This is a genomic window from Edaphobacter dinghuensis (assembly GCF_014640335.1).
Classification (GTDB): domain Bacteria; phylum Acidobacteriota; class Terriglobia; order Terriglobales; family Acidobacteriaceae; genus Edaphobacter; species Edaphobacter dinghuensis.
The window spans coordinates 463,128-488,824 of the sequence record NZ_BMGT01000002.1; the positions used below are offsets into that span (position 1 = coordinate 463,128).

General features: G+C 54.9%; 15 protein-coding genes and 1 tRNA gene. 8 read left to right on the forward strand and 8 right to left on the reverse strand.

Features of this window, described 5'->3' with window-relative positions; translation table 11 throughout:
• Positions 1 to 24: 24 nt before the first annotated feature.
• Positions 25 to 744 (reverse strand): protein-methionine-sulfoxide reductase heme-binding subunit MsrQ, encoded by a 720-nt coding sequence (locus tag IEW09_RS07560; protein ID WP_188553574.1) that lies wholly within the window; start codon positions 742 to 744, stop codon positions 25 to 27.
• Positions 745 to 876: 132 nt separating this feature from the next.
• Between IEW09_RS07560 and IEW09_RS07565 the strand changes: the two genes are divergently transcribed.
• From IEW09_RS07565 to ligD, 4 genes are all read left to right on the forward strand, one after another.
• Complete coding sequence (locus IEW09_RS07565; protein ID WP_188553575.1) at positions 877 to 3,651, forward strand: PIG-L family deacetylase; 2,775 nt, start codon at positions 877 to 879, stop codon at positions 3,649 to 3,651.
• Positions 3,652 to 3,698: 47 nt separating this feature from the next.
• Positions 3,699 to 4,493 carry a 2-keto-4-pentenoate hydratase gene (locus tag IEW09_RS07570; RefSeq protein ID WP_188553576.1) on the forward strand — a complete coding sequence of 265 codons (795 nt, stop codon included), beginning with the start codon at positions 3,699 to 3,701 and terminating at the stop codon, positions 4,491 to 4,493.
• 86 nt (positions 4,494 to 4,579) lie between these two features.
• Positions 4,580 to 5,521, forward strand: a complete 942-nt coding sequence (gene ku / locus IEW09_RS07575; RefSeq protein WP_188553577.1) for a non-homologous end joining protein Ku — start codon at positions 4,580 to 4,582, stop codon at positions 5,519 to 5,521.
• 27 nt (positions 5,522 to 5,548) lie between these two features.
• Entirely contained in the window at positions 5,549 to 8,410 is a 2,862-nt protein-coding gene (ligD, locus tag IEW09_RS07580; RefSeq protein ID WP_188553578.1) for a DNA ligase D, read from the forward strand.
• Here the strand turns inward: ligD and IEW09_RS07585 are convergent.
• The 3 genes from IEW09_RS07585 to IEW09_RS07595 all read right to left on the reverse strand — a co-directional run bounded on the left by IEW09_RS07585 (position 8,407) and on the right by IEW09_RS07595 (position 13,843).
• Positions 8,407 to 9,240: a dimethylarginine dimethylaminohydrolase family protein gene (locus tag IEW09_RS07585; protein ID WP_229739173.1), complete on the reverse strand. Its 834-nt coding sequence runs from the start codon at positions 9,238 to 9,240 to the stop codon at positions 8,407 to 8,409. The two genes, ligD and IEW09_RS07585, sit on opposite strands and share 4 nt — an antisense overlap.
• Positions 9,241 to 9,463: 223 nt before the next feature.
• Positions 9,464 to 12,652: an efflux RND transporter permease subunit gene (locus IEW09_RS07590; protein WP_188553580.1), complete on the reverse strand. Its 3,189-nt coding sequence runs from the start codon at positions 12,650 to 12,652 to the stop codon at positions 9,464 to 9,466.
• Between the two features lie 96 nt (positions 12,653 to 12,748).
• Positions 12,749 to 13,843, reverse strand: coding sequence for an efflux RND transporter periplasmic adaptor subunit (locus tag IEW09_RS07595; protein WP_308420536.1), 1,095 nt, complete (start codon positions 13,841 to 13,843; stop codon positions 12,749 to 12,751).
• Between the two features lie 297 nt (positions 13,844 to 14,140).
• On the opposite strand from IEW09_RS07595, the gene IEW09_RS07600 reads away from it, so the two are divergent.
• The 3 genes from IEW09_RS07600 to IEW09_RS07610 all read left to right on the forward strand — a co-directional run bounded on the left by IEW09_RS07600 (position 14,141) and on the right by IEW09_RS07610 (position 16,698).
• A tRNA-Glu gene (locus IEW09_RS07600) sits at positions 14,141 to 14,218 on the forward strand.
• A gap of 334 nt (positions 14,219 to 14,552) precedes the next feature.
• The gene (locus IEW09_RS07605; protein WP_188553581.1) at positions 14,553 to 15,674 is read left to right on the forward strand and encodes a PP2C family protein-serine/threonine phosphatase; all 1,122 of its coding nucleotides are present in this window, start codon (positions 14,553 to 14,555) and stop codon (positions 15,672 to 15,674) included.
• Positions 15,675 to 15,747: 73 nt separating this feature from the next.
• Positions 15,748 to 16,698, forward strand: a complete 951-nt coding sequence (locus tag IEW09_RS07610) for an aldo/keto reductase (RefSeq protein WP_188553582.1) — start codon at positions 15,748 to 15,750, stop codon at positions 16,696 to 16,698.
• Between the two features lie 366 nt (positions 16,699 to 17,064).
• On the opposite strand, the gene IEW09_RS07615 is transcribed toward IEW09_RS07610, so the two are convergent.
• The 4 genes from IEW09_RS07615 to IEW09_RS07630 form a co-directional block, all read right to left on the reverse strand.
• Positions 17,065 to 17,613, reverse strand: a complete 549-nt coding sequence (locus IEW09_RS07615; RefSeq protein WP_188553583.1) for an opacity family porin — start codon at positions 17,611 to 17,613, stop codon at positions 17,065 to 17,067.
• 14 nt (positions 17,614 to 17,627) lie between these two features.
• Positions 17,628 to 21,680, reverse strand: a complete 4,053-nt coding sequence (locus IEW09_RS07620; protein ID WP_188553584.1) for an Ig-like domain repeat protein — start codon at positions 21,678 to 21,680, stop codon at positions 17,628 to 17,630.
• Between the two features lie 283 nt (positions 21,681 to 21,963).
• Positions 21,964 to 23,280 carry a sugar MFS transporter gene (locus IEW09_RS07625; protein WP_308420537.1) on the reverse strand — a complete coding sequence of 439 codons (1,317 nt, stop codon included), beginning with the start codon at positions 23,278 to 23,280 and terminating at the stop codon, positions 21,964 to 21,966.
• 193 nt (positions 23,281 to 23,473) lie between these two features.
• Entirely contained in the window at positions 23,474 to 25,060 is a 1,587-nt protein-coding gene (locus IEW09_RS07630; protein WP_188553585.1) for a lipase maturation factor family protein, read from the reverse strand.
• 176 nt (positions 25,061 to 25,236) lie between these two features.
• Here IEW09_RS07630 and IEW09_RS07635 point away from each other — a divergent pair, with 176 nt between their 5' ends.
• Complete coding sequence (locus IEW09_RS07635) at positions 25,237 to 25,680, forward strand: hypothetical protein (protein WP_188553586.1); 444 nt, start codon at positions 25,237 to 25,239, stop codon at positions 25,678 to 25,680.
• Positions 25,681 to 25,697: the final 17 nt, after the last annotated feature.

Consider the following 25,697-nt stretch of genomic DNA (forward strand, 5'->3'; position numbering starts at 1 on the left):
GTTGGCTGCTGCGAGCGGCTGATTTTATTGCATAGCGGCCTGAGCGGTAGTTCTGACTGCTGACTTGCGTTTCTTCGTTCGCTTCCAAAGAGTGTAGGCGATGCGAGCAAGGAGCAGGACTACCAGAATTGCGGCGTCCTTCCATGGGGTGTGGACACCTGCTTTGACCAGCCACCAGAAGTGGATGACTCCAGCGATGGCAGCCACATAGATCAGCCGATGCAGGCGCTGCCAGTTCTTGCCTCCCATAGCTCGCATGATGAAAGAAGGCGAGGTGGCCGCGAGCAAAAACAGGATGACCCATGCTAGAAGACCAACCTGAATGAAGCGGCGCTGGATCAGGTCATCGACGATGCCCGGCCATATGACCTTCCACTGTGTAGCGATCTCGCCGGGATGACCTGCGCGGAGGCCGCTGAGGGCGGTTGCGATGTCATATCCGGAAAAGAGGAAGATATAGGTTGCGAGGTGGAGCGTAGCGTAGAAGAAGGCGTAGAGGCCGATCAGGCGGCGGAAGCGGACCAGGAAAGCGATATGCGGCGAGAGGCGGCGTATCGGGGTGATGGAGAGCGTAGCGAGCAGGAGATAGAGCGTCCAATTGCCGGTGAAATGGGTGATGTAGCTGACCGGATCGAGCTTGAGTTCCAGTGTGCCGTTGCGGTAGAGATGCAGCAGGTAGACGAAGGGGGCGAGGCACAGCAGATGGAGCAGAACTTTGAGGGCGATGATGAATCGTTTTGACATGGATGGCTTATCGCGGTGCTTTCTGCTTGTGGGCTCTTTTGCCTCGAATAATGCTCTTCCTCTATAGATTACGTCCAGGCGCGCGGTTCTGATGTGCCTTCTCGGGCATCAGATATGAGAGATTAAAACAAAATGATGATTAGACAGGCTTTTTCAGGATTTGGAGTTTTTGCGGCCATTGCGCTTGTTTTGCCGAGCTTCTCTGCGTGGGGACAGGCGTCTCATGATCCGGCGAACCTTGCCGGAGAACAGGTCAAGGCGTCCGTGGTCGTCGATCCGCTGGCAGCGAATCGCGGTACGGCAGCACTGGAGCAGAACCTGAAGAAGCTCTCGACGCGTGCAAGCCTGCTGATGATTGTGGCCCATCCCGATGACGAGGATGGAGGGATGCTGACTTACGAGTCGCGTGGACAGGGCGCGCGCGTGGGTATGCTGACCTTGACTCGCGGCGAAGGCGGGCAGAATGCGATGTCGGGGGACTTCGATGGTGCGCTGGCGCTGCTGCGCACGCAGGAGCTGCTCGCGGCAGACCGTTATATGGGCGTGGACCAGATGTTCGGGACCGAGGTGGACTTCGGTTTTTCGAAGACGAAGGAGGAGTCATTTGCGAAGTGGACGCATGAGCGGGTGTTGTATGACGCCGTGCGCGCGGTGCGGCTGTATCGCCCGCTGGTGGTGACCAGCGTGTTTGTGGGCGGCGTGACCGATGGGCATGGACAGCATCAGGTGAGCGGAGAGATCGCGCAGGAGGTGTTTACTGCCGCAGCCGATCCTAAGGTATTTCCCGAGATGGGGCTGGAGCCGTGGGCTCCGGCGAAGGTTTATGAGCGGGTACCGTTCTCGCGGGTGACGGAGAAGGGCATGTACGACTATGCGACAGGCAAGTATGCTCCGGCGCGATTTTATAACTATGTGACGAAGACGTGGTCGAACGAAGCTCCGCAGGCGAACGTGGAGGTGCCTGAGGGAGATCACAGCGATGTGCTGGGAATGAGCTATGTGCAGTTTGCGCGACGCGGCTTGTCGCTGCAGCGGTCTCAGATGGGTCCGGGGGGAAGGACGGCTCCTGCAGGACGGTTCGATGTGGGGTATACGCGGTATGGCTCGCGGGTTGGAGGAACGGAGTCGGAGAAGAGTTTCTTCGATGGGGTAGATGTATCGGTGGTTGGAATTGCCGATCTTGCTCCGAGTGAAAAGACCTTTTTGAGAAGTGATTTACAGCAGATTTCTAAATTGGTAGATGAAGCTCAAACAGGTTATTCGGCGGCTGCTCCTGAGAAGATTGCGCCTCTGCTAAAGACAGGGTTGGCGGAGACTCGGGCTTTGATTGCCAGAGTGGAGGCGGCGAAGGATCTGACGGCTCGGGAGAGGTACGATGTGCTCCACGAACTGTGCGTAAAAGAGGTGCAGTTCAACGATGCCCTGGTGGAGTCTCTGGGATTGCAGGTGGAGGTGAGGGTTGCTCCGGGCAGTGCGGTGGTGCCGGGCTCGACGGTGGACGTCAACGTAAAGGTCATCAATGGCGGCAAGGATGCTGTTCGCGTCGTCGCGCGTGACGACCGCTCGCTGGACGGCAGCCGATGGACGGAGGGTTCGAGCGCGGTTCCCGGCGATGGAGTCTTGAATGCGGGAGCGACGGCCGATTGCGAGTTTAAGGTCAGCGAAAAGGCCGACGGCAATGCAGCGACTCGACCATATTTCACACAGAAGAATCTGGAGCAGCCGTACTACGACGTTCAGGCTGCGGCGATGCGTCTGGCTCCCCTGCCGCTGCCGGCGGAGACCGTATGGATCACGGCGAAGTATGAGGGAGTCGATATTCGCTTTGGTCAGGTGGCGCTCGCGGCTACGCCAACGACGGCAGGCGTCGTATCGCAGCCGCTAACGTTTGAACCAGGCCTGAGTGTGTCGATGCAGCCTTCGGCGGGCATCATTCCTTTGGGGGAGCAAAGCTTTCCGCTAACCGTACACGTGCGCAGCGCCGAGCCACAGGGAGCACGAGGGACTTTGCAGCTAAAGATGCCTGCGGGATGGAGATCGCAGCCGGATTCGGCAAAGTTCGTCACCCAAAAACCGGGCGAGGAACAGACGGTGAAGTTTGTAGTGACGCCGGGGACGTTGGGTGAAAAGGCTTATACCTTGACGACAGAGGCAATTTCTTCGGTAACGAATCGAACGTACACAGAGGGCTATCGGGCCGTGGGATACACGGGCCTGACGCTGTCGAATCTGTACTCTCCTGCAACGTACCGGACCAGCGGCGTGGACGTAAAGGTAGCTCCACATCTGAAGGTAGGCTATCTGCCGGGCACGGGCGATGACGTGCAGAGATCCCTCGAGAATATCGGAATACACGCTACGACATTGACTATGGCCGATGTCGCGCAAGGCAGACTCGCTGGATATGACGCCGTTGCGCTGGGTGTTCGCGCCTATGCGGCGCACCCGGACCTTGCAGCCGCCAATGGGCAGCTTCTGAGCTATGCAAAGAACGGCGGAGTGGTGATTGTGCAGTACAACACGGCCGAATTCGATGGCGACGGCCCCTATCCGTTATCGCTGGGCAGCGCGGAGAAGGTCATCAACGAGACTGACCCGGTGCGGCTGCTGATGCCTTCGAGTCCTTTGCTTAGCTGGCCCAACAAGATTACTTCGCATGATTTTGACGGCTGGGTCGAGGAGCGCGGGCATGGGTTCCTCGAAAGCTGGGACCCGCATTATGAGGCGCCGCTGGAGACGCATGACCCCGGCCAGGACCCGCAAAAGGGCGGGCTGGTCTATGCGCGAACCGGTAAAGGTGCATACATCTATGTTGCCTATGCGCTTTACCGGCAGATGCCGGAGGGTGTCCCAGGGGCCTATCGGCTGTTTGCTAATCTGCTGAGCATTGGGAAAAAGGCAAAGTAAGCTCTGCACAGGAGACAAAATAAGCAAGTTGGTGCAAACTTGTCTGCATGATAAACGGCGCTCAACAACGACAGTTGATGAATGCAGTAGACATACTGCTCGATGCACGCAGGACCAACAAACCCATCGCGGACCTTCCGGCAGATCTGCGCCCGGAGACGGTGGAAGAGGCTTATTTCATACAGGACAAGCTATCGTGGGCCTATGAGGCAATCGGCGGATGGAAGGTCGGCGCATCATCCGCAGATGACACGCCGATGTTTGCTCCCATGCCCGCGGCGTGGATCTCGTGCAGCGGATGCGAGATGCGCGGCAGAACGCACCGGTACCGCGGCCTCGAAGCTGAGATTGCCTTTCAAATAGGTGAGGATCTGCCTCCACGGAAGACACCGTATACGCGGGAAGAAGTTTTAGCAGCAGTTGCGAGTTGTCATCCGGCGATCGAGGTATTGGAGACGGCATTCGTCGATCCTATGCAAATTGAGCGTCTGTGCATGATCGCAGATTTGCAGATCCATGGCGGTTTTGTGTATGGGGAGGCTGTCCCGGACTGGCAGCGTATCGATTTTTCACAGGAGCATGTCACTATGGCCGTCGATGGGGCGGTGCGCGTTGAGCGGACCGGCTCGAACACATCGGGAGACCTGTTGCGATTGCTTCCCTTCCTCGCAAACGAGGGGGCAGCGCGTACGGGCGGCTTGAAGCGAGGCGACTGGATCACGACCGGGAGTTGGACAGGATATACGCTGGCTTCTGCCGGCTCGGTTGCGGATGTCAGGTTCTCCACCGCCGGCAAGGTACATCTAAGGTTTGGCGCAGAGGGCTCCGCACTACCAGATTGAACGGTTTGCTGGGAAGAAGGGGCATCTCTGAGGAAGGGCTTGGAATCCTAAATTGTGACGGAGTTCTCCGTCCTGCGAGGTTCCCTGTGGCACGTCCTTACTGGTCTGGGCAGATTCAGATATCGCTTGTCTCATTTGGCGTCAAATTATTTGTCGCCACCGAAGCCAAGGGCGAGATTCGTTTTCATCAGATAAGCCGCAAAACGGGTGAGCGCGTGCGCCACCAAAAAGTGTTGGCCTCGGCATTGGAGCAGGCTCCCGATGAGGCCGCTGCGCCAGTGGAAAAAGACGAGATCATCAAGGGATACGAGTATCGCAAAGGCGAATATATCGCCATCGAACCCAGCGAGCTTGAGCAATTGCGCGTTCCCTCGAAGCACACTATTGAAGTGACGCAGTTCGTCGGCGTGGACGAGCTTGAACCTGAGTATCTGGAAAAGCCGTACTTTGTCGTTCCTGAAAACGACATGCAGACCGAAGCCTTCGCAGTTGTGCGAAAGGCGCTGCGAAAGACCAAGAAGGCTGCGCTAGGTAAGATCGCGTTCGGCGGCCGCGAGCATGTGATCGCCATCACTGCGCCTGAGGACGATAAACTCGCCGGCATGATGGCCTACACCATGCGGTATCAGGAAGAGTTACGCGACCCTGCAGAGTACTTCCGCGAAATCAAAAAAGTCGCCATCAACGAGGACTCGCTTGAACTTGCTGAGACACTCATCAAAAAGAAGAGTGCTAAGTTTGATCCGGCAAAGTTTACCGATGGCTATGAAGCCGCACTGAAGGAACTGGTAGAGGCAAAGATCAAACATGCTCCCGTTCCCAAAGATGAGACCTCCGCGCCGAGGCGTGGGAATGTAATCAATCTGATGGATGCTCTGCGCAAGAGCGTCAGCGGCGGAGAGTCGAAAGAGTCCTGGACGACAAAGAAAAAACCTGCCGCCAGGAGTGACCACGATGCAGGCCTGTCCCTCATTAAACCCTCGGCAAAGTCGACAACTGCGAGCAACAGGAAACGTAAGTCTGCCTAGCTTGACTGGATTGGGGTGGAGGGCAGGATGGCGAGCGTAAAGAAATCTGCGAAAAAGCCCGCGAAGAAAAAATCCGCTCCGAAGACGGACACAGTAAAGCAATCGAAAACGCCCGCGCAAATACCGCAAAAACGAGTGAAGGCGAAGAGCTCGAATCGCGCCGCAGATGCAGTGGACGAGCAGTTGGCGCGATATCGCTCGATGCGTGATTTTCATATCACGAAGGAGCCCAGCGGTCGGACAGTCAGCAACAAGCATCTGCCTGAGCAGCTTCCCTTCTGCATCCAAAAGCACGCTGCATCCCATCTACACTATGACTTCAGACTCGGCTGGAATGGCGTGTTGAAGAGCTGGGCAGTCGCAAAAGGCCCGAGCTACTTCACCGGCGACAAGCGGCTGGCGGTTCAGGTTGAAGACCATCCTATGGAATATGGCGGCTTCGAGGGCATCATTCCCGCTGGACAATATGGTGGCGGCACTGTGATGCTGTGGGACCAGGGAACATGGGAGCCGCAGGCCGGCTACGAGGACGTCGACAAAGGTTTGCGCGATGGCAGTCTCAAATTTGTGATGCATGGGACGAAGATCAAAGGAAAGTGGGCGCTTATTCGCATGGGCGGAAAAGCCGCAAACGAGCGCAAACCGAATTGGCTTTTGATCAAAGAACATGACGGATTCGAACGTGGAGAGGATGACCCCTGTGTGACGGTGGAAGAGCCTGACAGTGTTGTTACGGGACGCACGATGGAGCAGATTGCTCGCAATGAAGACCATGTATGGAATTCAAAAGATGCTGCTCAGGGAAAGGCATGGTATCGAAAGGGTGGCGACGACGAGCCTGAAAAAAAACCTGCTCCTCTCTCGGACTTTAAAGATCAGAAGAAGCCGGCAATGGGAGTCCGTTCCTTTGAAAAAAGTTTGAGCACGCTGCCAAAAGAAAATCAGCCTGGCTTTGTTGCGCCACAGCTTGCGCTTGAAGCTATATCTCCGCCTGCTGGTGAGGGCTGGCTGCATGAGTTGAAGCTGGACGGATACAGGATGCAGGCGCGCAAAGATGGTTCTGGCGTGCAGATGCTGACACGCAAGGGACTGGATTGGACTCATCGCGTTCGTGCTGTTGCCAACGAAGTGGCTAAGCTTGCGGTCGACAAGGTGACGCTGGACGGCGAGGTTGTAGTGCTTGCAGAGAATGGGACGACGAATTTTGCTAATTTGCAGACGTCGTTTCAGAACGGAGCAGACAATGTGCTGACATACTTCTGCTTCGATCTATTGCATATGGACGGGAGGAATATACGAGAGCTTCCTCTCAAGCGTCGTAAGGAGATGTTGAGCGACGTTCTGAACGGCGTGAATGAGGACTTGTTGCGTGTAAGTGAACACCTGGAGACGGACGGCGAAGAGCTTTTTCGCAAGGCTTGTGAGCTTCATGCTGAAGGGATCGTTTCAAAAAAAGCCACGGGCAGATATTCTTCCGGACGCGGCAGCGACTGGCTAAAGATGAAGTGCCTCCACGAACAGGAGTTTGTCGTAGGCGGGTTCACCCTGCCATCGAACGGAATCGAAGGCGTGGGAGCACTGCTCCTCGGCTACTACCGCGATGGCAAGTTGATCTATGCAGGACGCACCGGCACCGGATTTACCCAGAAGACGCATAAATCCATTCGAGGGCGATTGAACGGCCTGGTTCAAAAAGCGATGCCATTTGAACAAGTGCCCTCCGATGCCAGGCGAGGTGTGAGATGGGTCAAGCCGGAGCTTGTAGTTCAAGTTCGATTTGCTACATGGACTGCAGACAATCTCGTGCGTCAGGCAGCATTTCTCGGAGTACGCGAGGACAAAAGCGCAGGAGAGGTAGTGCGAGAAGAAACTATCGTTGCACCGCGTCCAAAAGGAACAGACAAGAAGCTTCGGGAACCGATGCCTTCTACAAAGGCGACAGCTATACACAGAGTGAAAAGGAGCGTAGCAGCAAAACAAATCATAACGGTAGAGCATGCTCCAGTTCGTTTGACGCATCCGGAGAAGATATTGGATGAAAGTTCGGGGCTGACCAAGCAGATGCTTGCAGACTACTACTGGAACATCGCGGAAGAGATGCTTCCACATATTGCTGATAGGCCATTGAGCCTGGTGCGATGCCCCGATGGTGCAGATAAACCGTGCTTCTATCAAAAGCACGCAAACCATGCACTTCCAGAAGGTGTTGGCAGTATTGATATCCCAGATAAGAATGGAAAGATCGAGCCATACATTACACTTTCGACTGCCGAAGCGTTGGCAGGACTGGCACAGATGGGAGTTCTGGAGGTGCATCCCTGGGGATCACGAAATGAAGACCTCGAACATCCCGACCGACTGATCTTCGATCTCGATCCTGACGAGGCGCTGGGATGGGCCGTTCTGGCAGAAGCTGCGACAGAAGTGCGAAGACGCCTGAAGGCGATTGGCCTGGAGAGTTTTCTAAAGACAACGGGAGGCAAGGGACTACACATTGTAGTTCCCATTGCACCGAAGCTGGATTGGCCTGCGGCCAAAGAGTTCGCACATAGCTTCGTAAACGCTATGGAGAGAGCGAATTCCTCGCTATATCTCACAAAGATGACCAAGGCGGCTCGCAAAGGAAAGATCTATCTCGATTATCTGCGGAACGAACGTGGAGCAACCTCAGTAGCTCCGTTTTCTCCGCGTGCACGGGCTGGTGCGCCTGTTTCGTTGCCGCTGGAGTGGTCGGATTTGAAGCTGGCAGAGCGGCCGGTCTTTTCTGTGGCAGAATTCCATGAATGGAAATCACGCCTGAAGACTGATCCGTGGAAGGCAATGGCAACGATGAGACAACGCATCACGAACGAGATACTGGATGGCGTTGCAATGCAGCACTCAGCCTAGCAAGGCGTGCCGCTCAATTTCATTACCAAACATTTAGCCGCACCACCTGCTTTAAGAAATTCGCTCAATTCTACCTGCACCACACGGAAACCTCTTGACTCAAACTGTTCGCTGAGTGTGTCGCTAACCTTATTGAGAATGACCGTCCGATTTGCATTGATGACGTTGCAGGCAAAGCACAGAGCATCGGCTTCGGCAATGATGATCCGTTTGTCTTTGGCGTAATAAGCTTCGATTCTTTCGATCGAAGGATTGTCGAAGGCCGGTGGATAGTACATGACGGAGCCATCTTCGAGTGGAGCGAAGCAAGTGTCGAGGTGATAGAAGCGCGGGTCAATGAGATGAAGTGGGACTACTTCAATCTTCCATGCCTCACTCAGATAGTGATGGCTAGACTGAAGTGTTCGGGGACCATAGCCCGCCCACAACCTCGAGCCATCAACCGCAAACAATGCGTCGCCTTCTCCCTCGAACGGGATGTCGCGCGGAACATTCAGGACGGTATATCCGGCTTCATCAAACCAGTGGCGGAAGTGCTGCTCTTCCCCCTGTCTCTCCGCGTGAAAGAAGCGGCTCAAAACAACAACACCGTTGCGCTCTAAGCCTGCGTTCGCGGTGAAGACCATGTCTGGCGAACCTGGCTGTGGCTCTACCAGAACGACCTCTGCGATCTCGGTAACTGCACTGTAAAGACGCTGCCACTGCTCGGCAGCCACCTGTCGCGAAGAGTCATGAATGTGACCAGACATCCATGGATTGATGACATAGTTCACGTCGTAAAACTTCGGAGGGCACATCAGAAAAGTTACCGGCACTAAAGTAAGACCCAAGGCAGGAAGGGAGCTTGCGAAATTTTCAGGTGACGGACTTACGCTTGTACTCATCGAAGGGCCTCTGATGATGAGCTTGGCAGTCTTAGAGAACCTTCGTCAACATGAATGTTTATGCGGGTTTTAGCGCATATAGATACATTTTCACTGCGCTACGCGTCCCTTAAATAAGAGCTCCGATGTGCGCATAGATGCAACACACATCGGAGTCTTCGTTGTGAGATTAGTGAGTGGGTTCAGGTGGAGGCAATTCGTCATCGCACGGATTTCTCTTTGGATCTCTCTTGAACTTGCTAAGAAATGTTTTGAGGATCACATAAAGAACTGGGATGAAGAAAAGATTGAGAACAGTAGAGAGAGCCATGCCTCCTACGATTGCGGTACCTACGGAGTGACGGCCGTAAGCGCCTGCTCCAGTGGCGAAGTAGAGGGGCAAAACACCGAGGATGAACGCAATCGAGGTCATGAGAATGGGGCGAAGACGAAGTTCTGCCGCAACGATCGCGGCATCGATGATCGACTTACCCATCTCCAGTTGCTGCTCCGCAAACTCCACGATAAGAATGGAGTTTTTCGCAGCGAGTCCGATGAGCATGACAAGCCCGATTTGGACGTACACGTCATCGACAAGACCTCGCGCAGCCACCAACCCAAGAGCACCGAGCACAGCCATCGGAACGGCAAGCAGAATAATGAATGGCAGTGCAAAGCTCTCATACTGCGCGGAGAGGGTAAGGTAGACGACGAGAAGTCCGAGGCCGAAGATGATGATGGCCTTGCCCGCCGATTCAACTTCTTCGAGCGCAAGTCCAGTCCAGGAGAAGGTCATGCCCTGCATCTTGTTCTTCTCGAAGAGACGCTCCATCGCCTGGAGTCCCTGACCGGAGCTGAGGCCCGGTGCCGGCGATCCATCGATTTCAGCCGATCGGAAGAGATTGTAGTGGTTGATGACCTGCGGCCCGGAGGTCTCCTGTAGCGTGACGAGATTGTCGAGCGGAATCATCTGTCCGGAGTCAGAGCGAACGTAGTACTGTCGAATGTCCTGAGCATTACGACGGAACTGCTGATCGGCCTGCACGTAGACACGATAGGAGCGGTTATTGAAGTCGAAATCATTGACATAACTCGATCCCATGAACGTGCCTAGCGCGGCAGTAATCTGGTTTAGAGGAACACCCATGGTCTTGGCCTTCTCACGATCGATGGTGACGTGAAGCTGGGGATCGTTAGAGGTAAAGGTGGTGTTCATGCCAATGAGTCCTGAACCCGGAGCACGAGACTGAGCAACGATTGTGTGGGCGACGCGATCGATATCTCCAAAGGTGTTGCGTCCACCATCCTGAAGAATGAACTGGAATCCGCCGACAGTACCGATGCCTGCAATAGCGGGTGGCTCAGCGGCGAAGGCGATACCGCCCGGTACAGCGAAGAGCTTTGGCCCAACATCTTGAACGATGGCCTTCGCGCTGTATTGCGGGCCCATCTTGGCACGGTCATTGATGGGCTTCAATGGAGCGAAGATGAGGCCTGAGTTTGGCGAGCTGCCACCTGCAAGCGAGAAGCCCATAACTGAGAAGGTGCCGAAGACACCGTCGTTCTTGCGTACCAATGCCGAAACACGGTCGGCAAACTCGCTGGTATAGCTGAGGGAAGCGCCGGGAGGTGTTTGAACGATGATGAGGAAGTAGGACTGGTCCTCCTGCGGAACGAACGCAGTGGGGACGTGGTTGTACATAAACGCGGTAGCGCCAAGACCTGCGAAGAAGAGCACCAGCATCGCGTAGCGAATTTTCACGACAAAGGTGACCATCTTCGCGTAGACCCGGATGAGCCATTGGATCAAGCTTTCAACGGGGTTGAGGATCAAACCCATGAGCCCGGTATGTTTTTGCTCTCCGCGTAGCAAGATGGCGGCAAGAGCAGGTGAAAGCGTAAGCGCATTGAAAGCCGAGATGGCAATTGAGAACGCAATCGTCAGCGAGAACTGCTTGTAGAGAATGCCTGTCGTTCCAGGGAAAAAGCTTACGGGCACGAACACTGAGATAAGCACAAGCGAGGTTGCGATGACGGCACTCGTGACCTCGGCCATTGCTTCAGAGGTAGCCCGATGGCTGTCGCAATGCTCTTTCTCGATGTGTCGCTGGACGTTTTCGATGACAACAATGGCGTCGTCAACCACTAGTCCTGTAGCGAGAGTAATGCCAAACAGAGTTAACGAATTAATAGAGAAGTCGAAGATCTTGATGAAGGCAAATGTGCCTATCAGGGAGACAGGGATGGTAACGGAAGGGATGATCGTCGCGCGCCAATCCTGCAGGAATAGGAAGATGACGATGATGACGATGATGACTGCTTCGCCGATTGTCTCAACTACTTCGCGAATGGAGTCGCCGATGACGGTCGTCGTATCAACGGCGATAATGCCCTTCATTCCTGGAGGATAGGATTTTGCAAGTTCCTCCAGCACCGCGCGGCAACGTTTGTCGACGTCAAGAGCGTTGGCGTTGGAGAGTTGCTGAATACCGATACCGACGGCATCTCCACCCATGACTCCGCCCCCTTGAAACTTGAGCGAAGTATCGTAGTTTTCAGCGCCGAGCTCAGCACGGCCCACGTCCTTGAGCAGAACGATTCCACTGGCAGTGGTGCTGTTCTTAATAACGATGTTTTCAAACTGTTTTGGATCAGAGAAACGGCCACTGACGCGAACCGCCATCTGGAAGTTCTGTTTGGGGTCGGAGGGTTGCTGGCCGAGTTGACCTGCCGGAATCTCTACGTTCTGCTCAGCGAGTGCGTTAGTGACATCAAGCGCAGTAAGACCGCGAGCAGCAAGACGGCTGGGGTCGAGCCAGATACGCATAGCGTATTTGCGCTCGCCGAAGATGACGACAGCACCGACGCCGGGAACTCGCTTGAGCGCGTCGCTGACATAGACATCGAGGTAGTTCGAGATGAATGCCGGAGAGAGTGAGTGGTCAGGTGAAACGAAGCCTGCGGCAAGAACGAAGTTCGAATTAGCCTTGGTGATGGTGATACCGGTGTTATTGACGACCGCAGGCAGACGTCCCTGCACAGAGGCGACGCGGTTCTGAACGTCAACCGCAGCGATGTTGAGGTCATAACCGGTATTGAAGGTTACCGTAATTGCGGAGGTACCATCGTTCGAGCTCGTCGAGCTCATGTAACGCATTCCCTCGACGCCGTTGATGGACTGCTCGAGGATGGTCGTAACCGCCGATTCAACGTCCTTCGAGCTTGCACCGATGTAGTTTGCAGTGACGACAACCTGAGGCGGAGCCAGCTCCGGATAAAGGGAGATCGGCAGAGTGGGTATGCAGACGGCGCCAGCGAGGACGATGAGCAGCGCGCAGACCGTGGCGAAGATTGGGCGACGAATGAAAAAATCTACCAAGGTGTACCTCTAGCCAGCGGGCTTAGCCCTGGCGGTAAACGAAAGAAGATGCGGAGATGGCGATACATCTCCGCAGACATAAATGCGAGGTGCCGCCTACCCCAGAGGCTTGACGGGAGCACCTTCCTGCAAAAACTGCAGACCAGAGAGAATCACCTTGTCGCCTGGCTTGAGGCCATCGAGAACAGGATAGGTGTTGTCGACCGTCTCGCCGACAGTAACCGGAATCTGGTGTGCGACGTAGCCGTCGCCCTTCGGTTCAGCAACGAAGACAAAGGTCTGGCCGCCGACCAGAGAGACCGCGAGCACCGGAATAACAGGCGCCGGATTGGTATTCCAGGTGATGCGCGCCTTGACCAGCTGCTGGTTGCGAAGGCGTTCTGCCGTGCGCGGAATCTCAGCCTTAACGAGGATGCTCTGCAGCCCGTTATCAACCTGTGGAGAGAGGAAGCTGATCTTAGACTTCACAATCGAATTTCCATCGTTGTCGAGGATATCGACCGGAAGACCAAGCTTCACCTGCGATGCCCGCTCGGTGGGAACGTAGATGTAAGCTTCAAGATCTGCATTCTCATCGACAGTAGTGAGAATGGTGCTCGCCGAAACATAGTCGCCAAGGTGAACAGGGATATCGCCAACAATTCCAGCAAACGGCGCGCGAATCTGGTAATAAGCCAACTGCTGCCTCTGCGTATTGGTTTGTGCCACTGAGGAATCAAAATCTCCCTTGGAGTTCTGATAGGCTTGCACCGCCTGGTCATAGGCCTGCTTGGAGGTCACACCCGCCTCGTAAAGCTTGCGCTGGCGTTCCACTTCGGTCTGATTGTACTGATAGACGGCCTTCTTCTGTGCCTCGGTTCCCTGCTGTTGCTGCACAGTAGCGACCTGCTTGAGCGGATCGATCTGCATCAATATCTGACCCGCCTTAACTGCATCGCCCGACTTCACCAAGATGCGGGTAATATTGCCATCCACCTGGGGCTGCATCGTGGCCGAGCGCCGGCTTTTGATCGTCGCCACATAGGTATCGCCGTTGGCAACCGGCGAAAGAGTTACGGGAGATACCTTGACGGGCATCGCCTGAGGCGCCGCGGCAACCGGCGGCGGAGCAGATTTGCAACCTGCGAAAAGACACACGGTCGCGCAAACGGCGAGCGGCAGAATGCGGCTGAACTTCAAAGTCAAGGACACAGTATTTCTCCTTCAGATTCAAAACGTCAATTACAACGGCCTGCCCGGATATATCTGCGCCGGGACAAACGCAGATAGGTCAAGTGTCTGATTCTGCAAGAGCACTATGGGTTTCAATTTTAGATGATGCTGTCCTCTTGGAAGGTTCTCAATAATTTAAGTATTCTTCAGAAAGAAGTTAGCCAGTTTTAGTTCGTACGGTCTCTTGATCGGACTATCCGTATTCTTTGACACGGACTATCTATATTGATAGCGTTGAAAGCGATGAGGGCCTGTTATCAGCCGTCATTCCGCAGCGTCCCTGTCGTCTAGCCCGGCCCAGGACACCGCCCTTTCACGGCGATAACATGGGTTCGAATCCCATCGGGGACGCCAATCAGTTCAGCAGTTATTGAATGAACTTATTTCCTGATTGAACCAACAATACATTTGTGGCGCAACTAACGTAGATCTGCCTGGTCTGCTCTCTTTCCTGCTTCGGGCCTTCTAACGCCCATTATTCGGCACATTGACCATGACAAATAATAATACCCTCCGAACGTGCCCATGCTGGGCACTCCCCAGCTTCTGTACTCTACGTATCGTTTCCACCCCCTAAGTAGCCTTCTGAAGGATGTTCAGGGCAGCCATCCTTGGGCTCAAAAATTTGAGCAGCAGGACATGTTAGGGGCTTGTACCATGGCTACGTCAGACCCAAGGATGATCGGCAATGGCGTTTTTCAGATCAAAAAAGGATGGTGACGCTCTTAAGCGTTATGAACTCGTCGAAGAAAAACGCATCTTCGGAATGCTCAACTTCGTAGTTTTGCTCTCGATTGCTGCCGTTGCTTATACCGACTGGTTTGTCGTCGCCAACATATCGCTCGGTTATCTTTACGTTCTCTCTCTTGCACTGAGCGCCCTGGTCAATCCTCTTCTGCTCACCATCTCGCTTGCCGCCATCTGTACTTTTTTGCAGGACATCTTCGGCCCACCCAGCAATACGATCTCGCTACGAGTCGTCCATGATGCAATCATGCTCGGTGTATTTCTGGCCACCGGCTATCTGGTCTGGCTTATTGCACGTCAGCGTAGCCGGTTGATCGAGGAAGTGCGTCAGCAGCGCGACGAATACGAGAGCGATCTTGTGCTCGCTGCCCAGGTTCAACAACAGGTGCTGCCCTCGCCCCGCACCTTTCAGGGCCTCGAACTCGCTGGCACCATGCATGCCGCGCGGCTGCTGGGCGGCGATTATTATGACTTCTTTCAAATCTCCGATGATATCGTCGACGTCGTCATCGCCGATGTCTCCGGCAAAGGGGCGGCTGCCGCCCTGCTGATGCCCTCCCTCTCCGTAGCTCTTCGTCTGCGCGCCCGCGAGCTCAGCGGACCAGCCGCGATCATGAAAGATTTAGATGGAGTTCTCAAGCAGGTCACACGACCAGCAAGCTTTGTCACCATGTTCTATGCCCGCTTCCACCTTGCCGCCAAGACCCTTGAGTACGCGAACGGCGGTCATAACCCGCCCATCCTGCTGCGTCCCAGCGGCGAGATTCGCCTGCTTGAAGCGTCTGGACCTATCCTCGGAATTCTCAATGGTACGGTGTATTCGAATGTCACCATCAACCTCGAATCCGGAGACATTCTGACCCTGTACACTGACGGCGTGACGGAGCAGGAAAACAAACAGGACGAGCAGTTCTCGGTAGACCGTCTCGAGCAGGTTCTCAGCGAGCACACGCATGTCTCTTCCAACACAATCGTCGATGCTATCTGCGAGGCCGTGCCTGCCTTCGCGGGAGCCGCAGAGCAGTCGGACGACTTTACCGTAGTGGTGGCAAAGGTCTCCTGAGCCGTTCTCCCCTTCAGCAAGATCAGCGTCAGTCTTAGAGGCTTATTTGACCGTTATAGCGTCTAATTGAGCTATGGACAAAAAACAGCTAGGCAACTCCGATCTGCAGCTCTCGCCCATCGGCTTCGGTGCGTGGGCAATAGGCGGCGGCGACTGGGCCTTTTCGTGGGGCCCACAGGACGACAACGACTCCATCGCTGCCATTCACAAGGCAATCGACCTTGGCGTCAACTGGATCGATACTGCCGCCGTTTACGGTCTTGGACGTTCCGAAGAGGTCGTTGGCAGAGCCATCAAGTCCGCCTCGCAAAAGCCCTATGTCTTCACCAAATGCGCAATGGTTTGGGATGAAAAGCGCGAAATTACCAACAGCTTAAAACAGATTCGCCGTGAAGTCGAAGACAGTCTTCGCCGCCTTCAGGTCGAAGTGATCGACCTATATCAGATTCACTGGCCCAAGCCTGATGAAGATATCGAAGAGGGCTGGGCCGTAATGGCTGACCTGCAACGCGAAGGCAAGGTCCGCTGGATCGGAACCTCAAACTTCAGCGTCTCGCAGATGGAGCGCGCGGCTAAGATTGCGCCTATCACTTCAAACCAGCCGCCTTATTCCATGATCAACCGAAGCGTAGAAGCCGAGATACTACCCTACTGCCAGAAAAATAACATCGGTGTCATCAACTATGCTCCTATGCACTCCGGTCTGCTTACAGGAGCTATGAGCAAAGAGCGTGTTGCCGCATTTCCACCGGATGATTTCCGCCGCAAGGCAAAGAACTACCAGGAGCCGCACCTCTCCCGCAATCTTTCCATCGCCGATTTTCTCAAGTCGATTGCGAGTCGTCATGGCGTCTCGGCCGGCGTCATCGCCATCGCCTGGACGCTACATCATCCGGCCATCACAGCGGCCATCGTCGGCGGACGTAACGCCAAGCAAGTCGAAGGAGTTGCACCCGCTATCAATTTCCGGCTTACAGAAGCGGAGTTTAGCGAGATCAACACCTTCCTGGACGCAAATCTATAGCTGATCGTCAACGGCAATCAGCGGGCCAGTCGACAAATAGCTCTAACCCTTTAGATCAATCGGCGATTTTCGTCCTGCAACTTCTGTGGAACTCACAATCCAGCAACTGGCATGACATGCTCATTCCAGCAACTTATGGAGCATGTCATGCCAATTGCGCATCTCGCCGCCGAACCCGCTTCGATCTTCTATATTCTTACCGGCGGGATCGGCTTGCTCTTCTCTCGATTTCGCAGTTCCCTACACCGAGAAAAGTCCTCGGTCGCCATGCTCTTCTGCAGAAGGTCCTCTCGAGAGAAGCTGAGCCAGATCAGCCTTACCTGATTAGGCATTCTTTGCCGGCAGCACACTGCGAAACATCTATTCCTATCTCACCCCGTTCAGGAAGTGGTAGCTGATTCCGACGCTAACGCCATAGGGATTGATGTTGCCGAAGGTAAACTGCGGCCACTCCTGATACTCGAAGTCGACCAGGCGAATCTTCACGTTGTAGGTAAGGTTGTAATCGACCCCTGCCCCCGGAGCGATTACAAAGTAGCTCCCCTGAGCATAGTTATAGGGAAAATTGAAATGACCTAGCCCTACCAGGGTCTTGATATATGGCGAAAATCTTCCTCTACGAATCTCGACCCTGGGGCCGATGAGATAGGTGGATTCAGTCGTATTTGCCAGGCTGTTTTGCCGCAGCCATCGGCCTTCACCCTCAATTCCAAACTGTCGCCAACGGTTGATATCGACATAGAGCCCCGCACCGCCGAGGACATGCTGACCGTAGGCGGACTGAAAGATAGAATAGGTGCCTCCGACTGAGACGTATGCGCCCGGGGCGGTCGCCGCAGGAAGAGCCTGGCCGAAGGCATCCTGAAAACCAGAGAGGCCAAGCAGGAAAAAGAGAACAAAGAGAGTTTTTTTCATCGCAGGCGTCATTCTTATTTTGTAACAGTCATCGTCATATTGACGTATTGAGAGACGCCCGTCTGGCCGGTCACGCTGACCATAAAGTTATAGGTTCCTGGAGGCGTTCCAGTGTTCTGAATGGTCCCGCAACCAGAGAGTCCCGAAGTCATAGCGATGATGCCCACAAAGAGAAGCAGACCGCTCACCAGCCGCACACGCCGAAGCTTGAACGCAAGGAAGCAGAAGGCCAGCGATCCTGGGAACAGGCAGGCCAACACCACCCGAGAGTTGGAGTGTTGATCGTTGCTTGCCTGGGTTCCACCAAGCAGCGGATGGCCGGTATCGACAGTAAGCGTGACAGTCTGAACACCGCCTGCGGGCAGGTTTGCCTTGTCTTTCGAGAAGGTGCAGGTCGTATCCTGCGGCAGGCCCAGACAGCCAAAGGAAAACGTATCGGTGAAGTTTCTAACAGAGGTCAGCGTAAGCTGTATGTCCAGATGCTGGGTAGATTGCAGCTGCCATGTAATCGGCGTCGCTTGAAGAGTGAAGTCCGGTGCAGGCCCGATTGGGACTGTAGACGGCGACGCAGAAGAGGTCGCGTAATTGGCATCACCGCTATAAGTCGAAGAGAGGTTGGCGCTGGTACCCGGCAGTAGAACCGTCACGGTCGCGACACCGGTGGCGTCGATGGGTACCGTAGCCAGGGTAATGCTTCCGGACATAAAGGTTACGGTTCCCGTGGGAGCGACTGAGCCGACTGTTCCCGTCGGTCGAACGACCGAGATCAACGTAAGCTGCTGGCCGCCTGTGAGCGATGTAGTCGAGGTGCTGAGTGCATCGGTCGTAGGACGAAGTTGAACGACCTGCGTGAACGGTGGCGCCGAACTGGCAAGATCCAGTCCATCGCCTGCATAGTTGGCGACGAAGGTATGGGAACCGGCCGGGAGCGTAGGGATGGAGATGGTTGCAACCCCGTTGGCGTTGAGCGTGCCAACACCGATCGCAACCGAGTCTTCAACAAAGGTCACAAGGCCGGTTGGGCTCTGCGACCCGCCATTCGCGACAGTCGCCGAGATAACAACAGGCGTCAACGTAGGCAGCGGGCTCTGGCTTGAAGAGACGACCGTTGTAGTGGGAGCCTTCACAATCGTAATCGCAAGCGGAGGCGCGGAGGTGCTGGCAGAGTTGTTTGAATCGCCGCTGTAGATAGCGAATACGCTATCGGTCCCTACAGGCAGAGACGAGGTAACGACCGAAGCAACGCCTCGATTGAGAGCTGCCGTTCCGATGAACACATTGCCATTCATAAAGTTGATAGTGCCGGTCGGTATAGCACCACCCACCGCAGTAACCGTCGCCGTAAGGGTAATGGCCCTGCTAGCAATCGAGTTAAGAGTGCTGGCAGAAAGCACGGTCGTGGTGGCTGTCTGCTTGATCGTTACGGTGACGTTATTGCTGGAAATGCTTCCGGCATAGTCGGAATCGCCCAGGTAGGCAGCGGTTATTGTGTGCGTCCCCGCTGGAAGCGTTGTATTCACATAGCTGGCGACACCAAGTGAGTTCACCGGTACCGTGCTCAAGACCGTAGAGCCGTCTTTGAAGGCCACATTCCCGGTAGGAATAGAGGCAGGGACGCCCGTTACCGTTGCGGTAAAGGTAATCGGAGTTGAAAACTGAACCACATTAGCGCTGGTCGTCAGGTTGGTCGTGCTTGAGGCAAGGTTGACGGTCTCGTCGAAGGAGTACTGGCTTCCGTAGTCGGTTGCGTCTCCGGCATAGGTGGCAGTGATATGGTGTACCCCTGTCGACAAGGGAGGAACTGGAAAGGTGGCTACTCCATTCGTCCCGATGCCGGCAGAGCCGAGTGCCCTGCCCCCATCGGTAAAGGCAATGCTTCCAGTCGGTGCCGTTGTCCATCCGAGCAGGTTTGCCGTAAAGATGATCGACTCGAATTGCGATGCAGGGTTGGCATTTGAAACAACGTTGAGCGTGGTCGATTGTTCGATCACCTGGTTGAGCGGGGTGTTGGGGGTACTGGCGGCGTTCAGATTATCGCCGCTGTAGACTGCAGTGATGATGTGCGTTCCAAGGGTAGTAAAGGACGTTGTAATCGTCGCCGTATCTGTGGCGGTAACCACAGTCTGAGGAAGGCCAATAGGAGTAGCGCCATCGAAGAACTGAACAGTACCGGTTACCTGGTTCGGGCTCGAGATCCTCGCCGTAAAGGTAATTCCCTGGTTTACCGCGGCGGGATTGGAGCTGGACGTGACAGTTGTCGAGCTTGGATCGACAGAGAGAACTGTACCGCTAAGCTCAACCGACAGTGGGCTGTTCCCTGCGTTTGAGGTGACGGAGAGCAGACCCGATACAGGAGACACGATGGGCGGTTTGAACTCGACCGCCAGAACACAGGTGTCATCGACTTGCAGGGGCACCGTTGTGGAACATGTGGTTGTAATTGGATCGGTTGGCACCGTATCAAGAGCGGCGTTCGTCGTTGCCGGAGATGCCGTGAGATCGGTCAGAGTCAGTGCTGCGTTGCCATCGTTCTCAATCGTCTGAGCAATCGGCGCAGAGGTCTTGCCTTCCTTCATATCCGGGTATTTGATCGCAGCGATAGTGGCATTCACCTCGCGAACGCGAAGGTCTAGTCGGTCAGCGATGAAGAGATCGCCGCTGGCATCGAGATAGACGGAATAAGGCTTGTAAAGACCAGCGAGGTTCGCGTTGAAGCCGTCTCCGCTAAAAACAGCCGTCCCATTTCCAGCCAGCGTCGTGATATTTCCGGTAGAGCTGATCACCTTTCTAACGGCATTATTTTCCGAATCTGCGATATAGAGGTTGTCAGCCGGATCGGTTACGACGCTTGAGGGGCTGTTCAATGTTGCGTTGGTGGCAAGATGACCATCGCCGCTATAGCTGGCAGTGCCTGTACCCGCGACAGTGGTAACTAGGCCCAAGGGATCAATCTTGAGGATGCGGTTGCTGCCAAAGTCGGCGATGTAAAGACTACCGTCCTTTGAGGAGACTGCGGCGCTCCAAGGCTGGTTGAAGGTTCCCGACACAGTGGTAACCACGCCCGAGGGATCGACCTTGCGGATGCGATTGTTTCCTGTGTCTGCGATATAGAGATCACCGCTGGCATCGAAAGCAAAGCCTTGTGGACCGGCGAGCTCGTTTCCTGTAGCTCCAGATGTACCCAGAGTTCCGGCTACCGTCGTGATCTTCTTTGTAATCGCATTGATCTCGCGGATAGCACTGTTGCCGGTGTCAGCAAAGAAGATGTTTCCTGCTCCGTCCACAGCAATCGCTGAAGGCGCGCTGACCTGGGCCGAAGTTGCGAGACCGCCATCTCCCGCAGAGCCGGCGACTTCCGTGCCCGCTATGGACGTAATATTTCCAGCCGGATCGACCTTCACAATACGGTTGTTGCCAGTGTCAGAGATGTAGAGATTTCCCGCCGCGTCGGTCGCTTCGCCCAAGGGAAGGTTGATCGCGGCCTGGGTCGCCGGTGTGCTGCCGCTTGTCGGGCAGGGTCCGTCGTTGAGGCAGCCGTCGCCGGCAAGCGTAGTGATCTGCCCTGGAGACATTACGTTCAGCGAGCCCTGCCCTGTGCCTGAGATATTCTGGCTGGCCAGCACATTGCCCCCGGGATCGAGGATCACAATAGCTCCGAAGCGCAGACCGGGAAACTTCGGCGAAAAACTCACAGAAACATTGCAGATCTGACCTGCAACTGTTGAACAGGTGCCCACAGTAGCCAGGGTGAAATCAAGATTGGGAGAGCCCTGAGTCAACACCTCGACCGTCCCCAGCGTCCCTGAACTCTGGATCATTACTGGAATCGACTGCACCTGCGGGGTTCCGCCCACCGCCATAGCAGGCTGGAAGACATAGGCCGTCTGCCCTAAAGCTCGCGAAAAGGAGCCCCCGAGGAGGAAGCAGAGAACGAGTCCAAGAGGGAGGAGTGGGTTGCGACGCCAAGTTGACTTTATGGTCGACGCTGCCTGTGCGGAATTGAAGAGTGAATGTTCCGGTTTATGAGGATTGCGGTGCGAGTCTTGACTGCCTGTGTGCTGATTCATCGATGGAGCTTCCCTTGCACCCTGGTCTTAGCTGGTCAGTCAAGATCCGCTAATCGTGCAGCCATTCGGTTGAAGTGGCTCTTGGGCGAGACGATAAACCAGTCGATCGGGTGAGCAGACGAACATTCCTTCGTTCAGCCTGCTAGAGAACAGTATCGGTGTTCCATCTCCTGAACTATTCCACGAACGTGTTAGTTAACCCCAGTCAAATGAAAACATCCAGATCGTCTTTGTAATACGTAAAGGACGATCTGGATGTATTGTCTTGCGCCGCTGAGATCGACTACGCTACAGCCGGTTCGATCACTCGCGACCCTCGCAATCCGTAGTAGATGATGTACAGGTAGCAGAGTACGGGCACGATAAACGCATGGTGGATGCCGATGTGATCGGCCAAAACACCCTGCAGCTCTGGAATGATAGCGCCACCCACAATCGCCGTAACCAACAGTCCGGATGCTTCGCCTGTAAGCGGTCCCATCTCTGCAATGCCGAGAGTAAAGATACTCGGGAACATAATGGAGTTGAATAGCCCCACTAGCAGAATGCTCCATACAGCAACATGGCCAACGGTAAGCATAGAAATCACAACCAGCACGGTCGCGATGACAGCACACAACGCAAGCAGCTTTTCGGTCTTCACCTTCTGCAAAAGAGCCGAACCGATAAAGCGGCCCATCATCGCTCCACCCCAATAAAACGGGACCAGGTTAGCGGCTGCCAGTGCTGTCAAACCGGCAATGTCCGACTGGTTGAAGTAGTTGATCAGGAAACTGCCAATCGAAACTTCGGCACCCACATATACAAAGATTGCGATCGCTCCCAGCACCACATGCGGATAGTGCCACATGCTGTGGCCTTTTTCGCCTGCCTTGCTGGGCCGGTAATCCTGTGTCGCATCCAGTCGGGGGAACTTATAGAACCAGATTGCCAACGCCAGCAATACCAGCGCCAAAGTAATCGCAAGATAAGGAAACTTCACCGTTGCCGCCTGCTGAATGCGGTACGCATGCAGCATCAGCGGTGTCATGCTACTGGTCTTCTCAACTGTCTTCTCGGCTCCGCGCAGAATCAGCCATCCACCAAGTGGAGGCCCAATCGTTGTGCCCAGCGAATTGAACGCCTGTGTCAAATTCAGTCGGCTCGAGCCTGTCTCCGGCGGCCCCAGTACGGTTACATAAGGATTAGCCGCAACCTGCAACGCCGTAATGCCCGCTGCCAGAACAATCAAGGCTGCCAGGAAGAGCGGAAACGATGGCAAATTCGCCGCCGGAATAAATAGTGCGGCCCCCACTCCCATCGTCAGCAAGCCCAGCACCATCGTTCGCTGATAGCCGATCCACTCAACGATTTTTCCCGATGGAATTCCAAACGCCGCATACGACGAGAAGAATGCAAACTGCACCAGCATTGCCTCGGCATAGTTCAGATCGAAGATCGCCTTCAGGTGCGGAATCAGAATATCGTTGAGCGAGGTAAGAAATCCCCACACAAAAAACAGTGTAGTGACCATCGCAAAGGCGCTGCGATAGTTTGTACTCGAGCCGGAGTCCGGCATTGCGGCTATTTGCGTAGAACCGCCTGCATTCGTCATTGCCATTTACTTAGATTCCCCATATCACGACGTCTCACGCATCACTGTGCCGCACGGCCAAGCCTGTGTTCCAGACCGTGGAGGGCGTAAGAACTCACTCTGAGAATCATATCGCGCTTAAAGCATTTTTCCTCTCATGGCGGCGCAACCAATGCGAGTGTCCAGGTTGAAATAAGTTCCACCTGAGATTGGACTTCTGCTAATCATGCGGAGGCAATTCCTTCGGCATCTGCACCGCGCCAATCTGTCCATCCGCGCCTCGCGTAATCGTCGGCGCATAGAGCCCCAGCATCTGACGACGCCACCAGTTTCCCGTTTTGCGCTTTTCTTCCAGCGACGTAAACCAGTACTGCCAGAGAACGGCTCTGACATAACGCGGCGGTGACTGCGGAAACGGATTGCCGCGAAACAACTCCAACACATCACCATCGTTTGAGAGCAAGCGTTCCTCCGCAAGCACCACCATCTCATTCTGCCGCCAGTCGCCCAACGATGCGAACCACAGGTTCCAATCGAACCGGGGCTGATAGGGTGCATAGATTCGCGGAGCTTCATTCAACGCCTGCGGTTTGTATCGAAAGAGATAAGGTTGCCAATTCACGCCATCGTTCGAGCCCTGAAACTCAATCTCATATCGTCCGCGTGTCATCACCGCGAAGAGCCCATATTGATTGGCGATGCGAAACGGTTCGAGTGCCTTTACCGGAGCAATCGGCAACGGGACGCGAGACATCACCATCGCTCCCATCTCTACTGCCGTGGCATAGCCAACCCATGTCAACATCACCGCCGCCACACTTACTGCCGCAGCGTGCAATCCACCACGAAACCCTGTCACGCGTCCTTGCTCTCTGTTGCTTTCCTCGTCTACGACTGGTGGACGAAGCCGTACCGGGATGAAGCGGCGCAGGCTCAAATCATCCAGTAGTAAAAATCCCAGAACAGCCACCAGATAGTTCAGAAACGTGTAGTTTCCTGTCAGGATCACGCCAATCTGCCACGGCGTGACGATACAAAAACAGATCAGTCTTATCCGTCGAGGGAAAAACAGCATCAACACCACGACGAACTCCAGCACCAGCGTAATCACCACGGTCGTCGCATGGAACCAATGCGGCAGATGCGCCACATACCATCCAATCCATGTTGGTAACGGACTGTTCTGGTAGTAGCCATCCATTGCGGTCAGATTTCGCCACTGCGGATCGCCGCTTAGGATCTTCACCATCCCCGACTCGAAATAGATTCTGAACCACTCCCACAGCAGCAGAAACAGGCTGACATGCGATGGAGGATGCTCCGCACCGTATCCTGGCCGCACGCCGGGCGGTGCAAAGAAGAGTGCCAGAAACCCGGCCTCAAGCAACATGCCATCCGATTGATAGCCCGAGAAATCTCCTGCCACAGCAACGAACGAAAGGAAGCAGATGAAACAGATAAGGAGATTCAGCCGAGGCGAGACGTTAAGAAACACCAGCACAGAGGTCAGCAGCCCAATCCACACCACAGCCATCAGCATGTGCGAATCGGCCGAAAGCCAAAACAGCGACGGGACATTCCAATAGCGGCTTGCGCTCATCGCATGCGTCGCCCAGGCAAGGTATTGTCGCGCTGGAAGAATTCCTTTTGGACCGATCAAGCCTTTAATCTGGAAAGCCAGCGAAAAGAACGCAGAGAAGTAAATTGCGCCCAGCGCCCTCAGAAACAACCATCTCGCGATAAGGCAGTTCTGTGCGCCATCTCGCGAATCAAAAAGCCACCGATAGAGCTGAGGCAAACGTTCCATAAGGTGCCGCCACAGGCGCAATCACGAGACCAGCCACGCTATCGTCAGTCAAATACCGCACTGCTCGTCGAGCTTGCTTAAAACGTTACACGCGAAGCCTGCTCCTGTACCATCGTCATCTTTGACGATGCCTGAATATTTATAGAAGATCTTGCTTCCCCTCACCTTTTTGAGGAATGATCGAGATCGCCATGAAAAGCACTATCTGGAAAGCGGCCAGTCTCACACTGCTGATGATCGCTATTTGCCCTCTCGCCAACGCTGCTGATCGCACCGAACCCACGCTCTCCTCAGCGGAGGTTGCGGTCATATCCCGGCAGATAGCTACTCTGAGGTCACCCACCGATCGGAGCGTTGCCCAGGAATGGAGCAATGCAAAAAAGGTAGCCGAGCTGATTTGCCGCCCGGTCGCACTTCCCGCTCTTAAAAAGCAGATTAAAGAAACAGATCGTGTCTTCCTCGGAACCGACGCTCCACAGAGTCTGACTCTCGAAAGCGATCGAAGGCTGGCCGGCAGCGGACAGGCACGAACACCCCAGGGCTGGCAGGATTTCACCTTCACCTGCAATTTAAATCCGTCCACCGGCAAGGTAATCGATCTACAGATACATTTAAATTGAGCGAGCAGAGTGGTCAC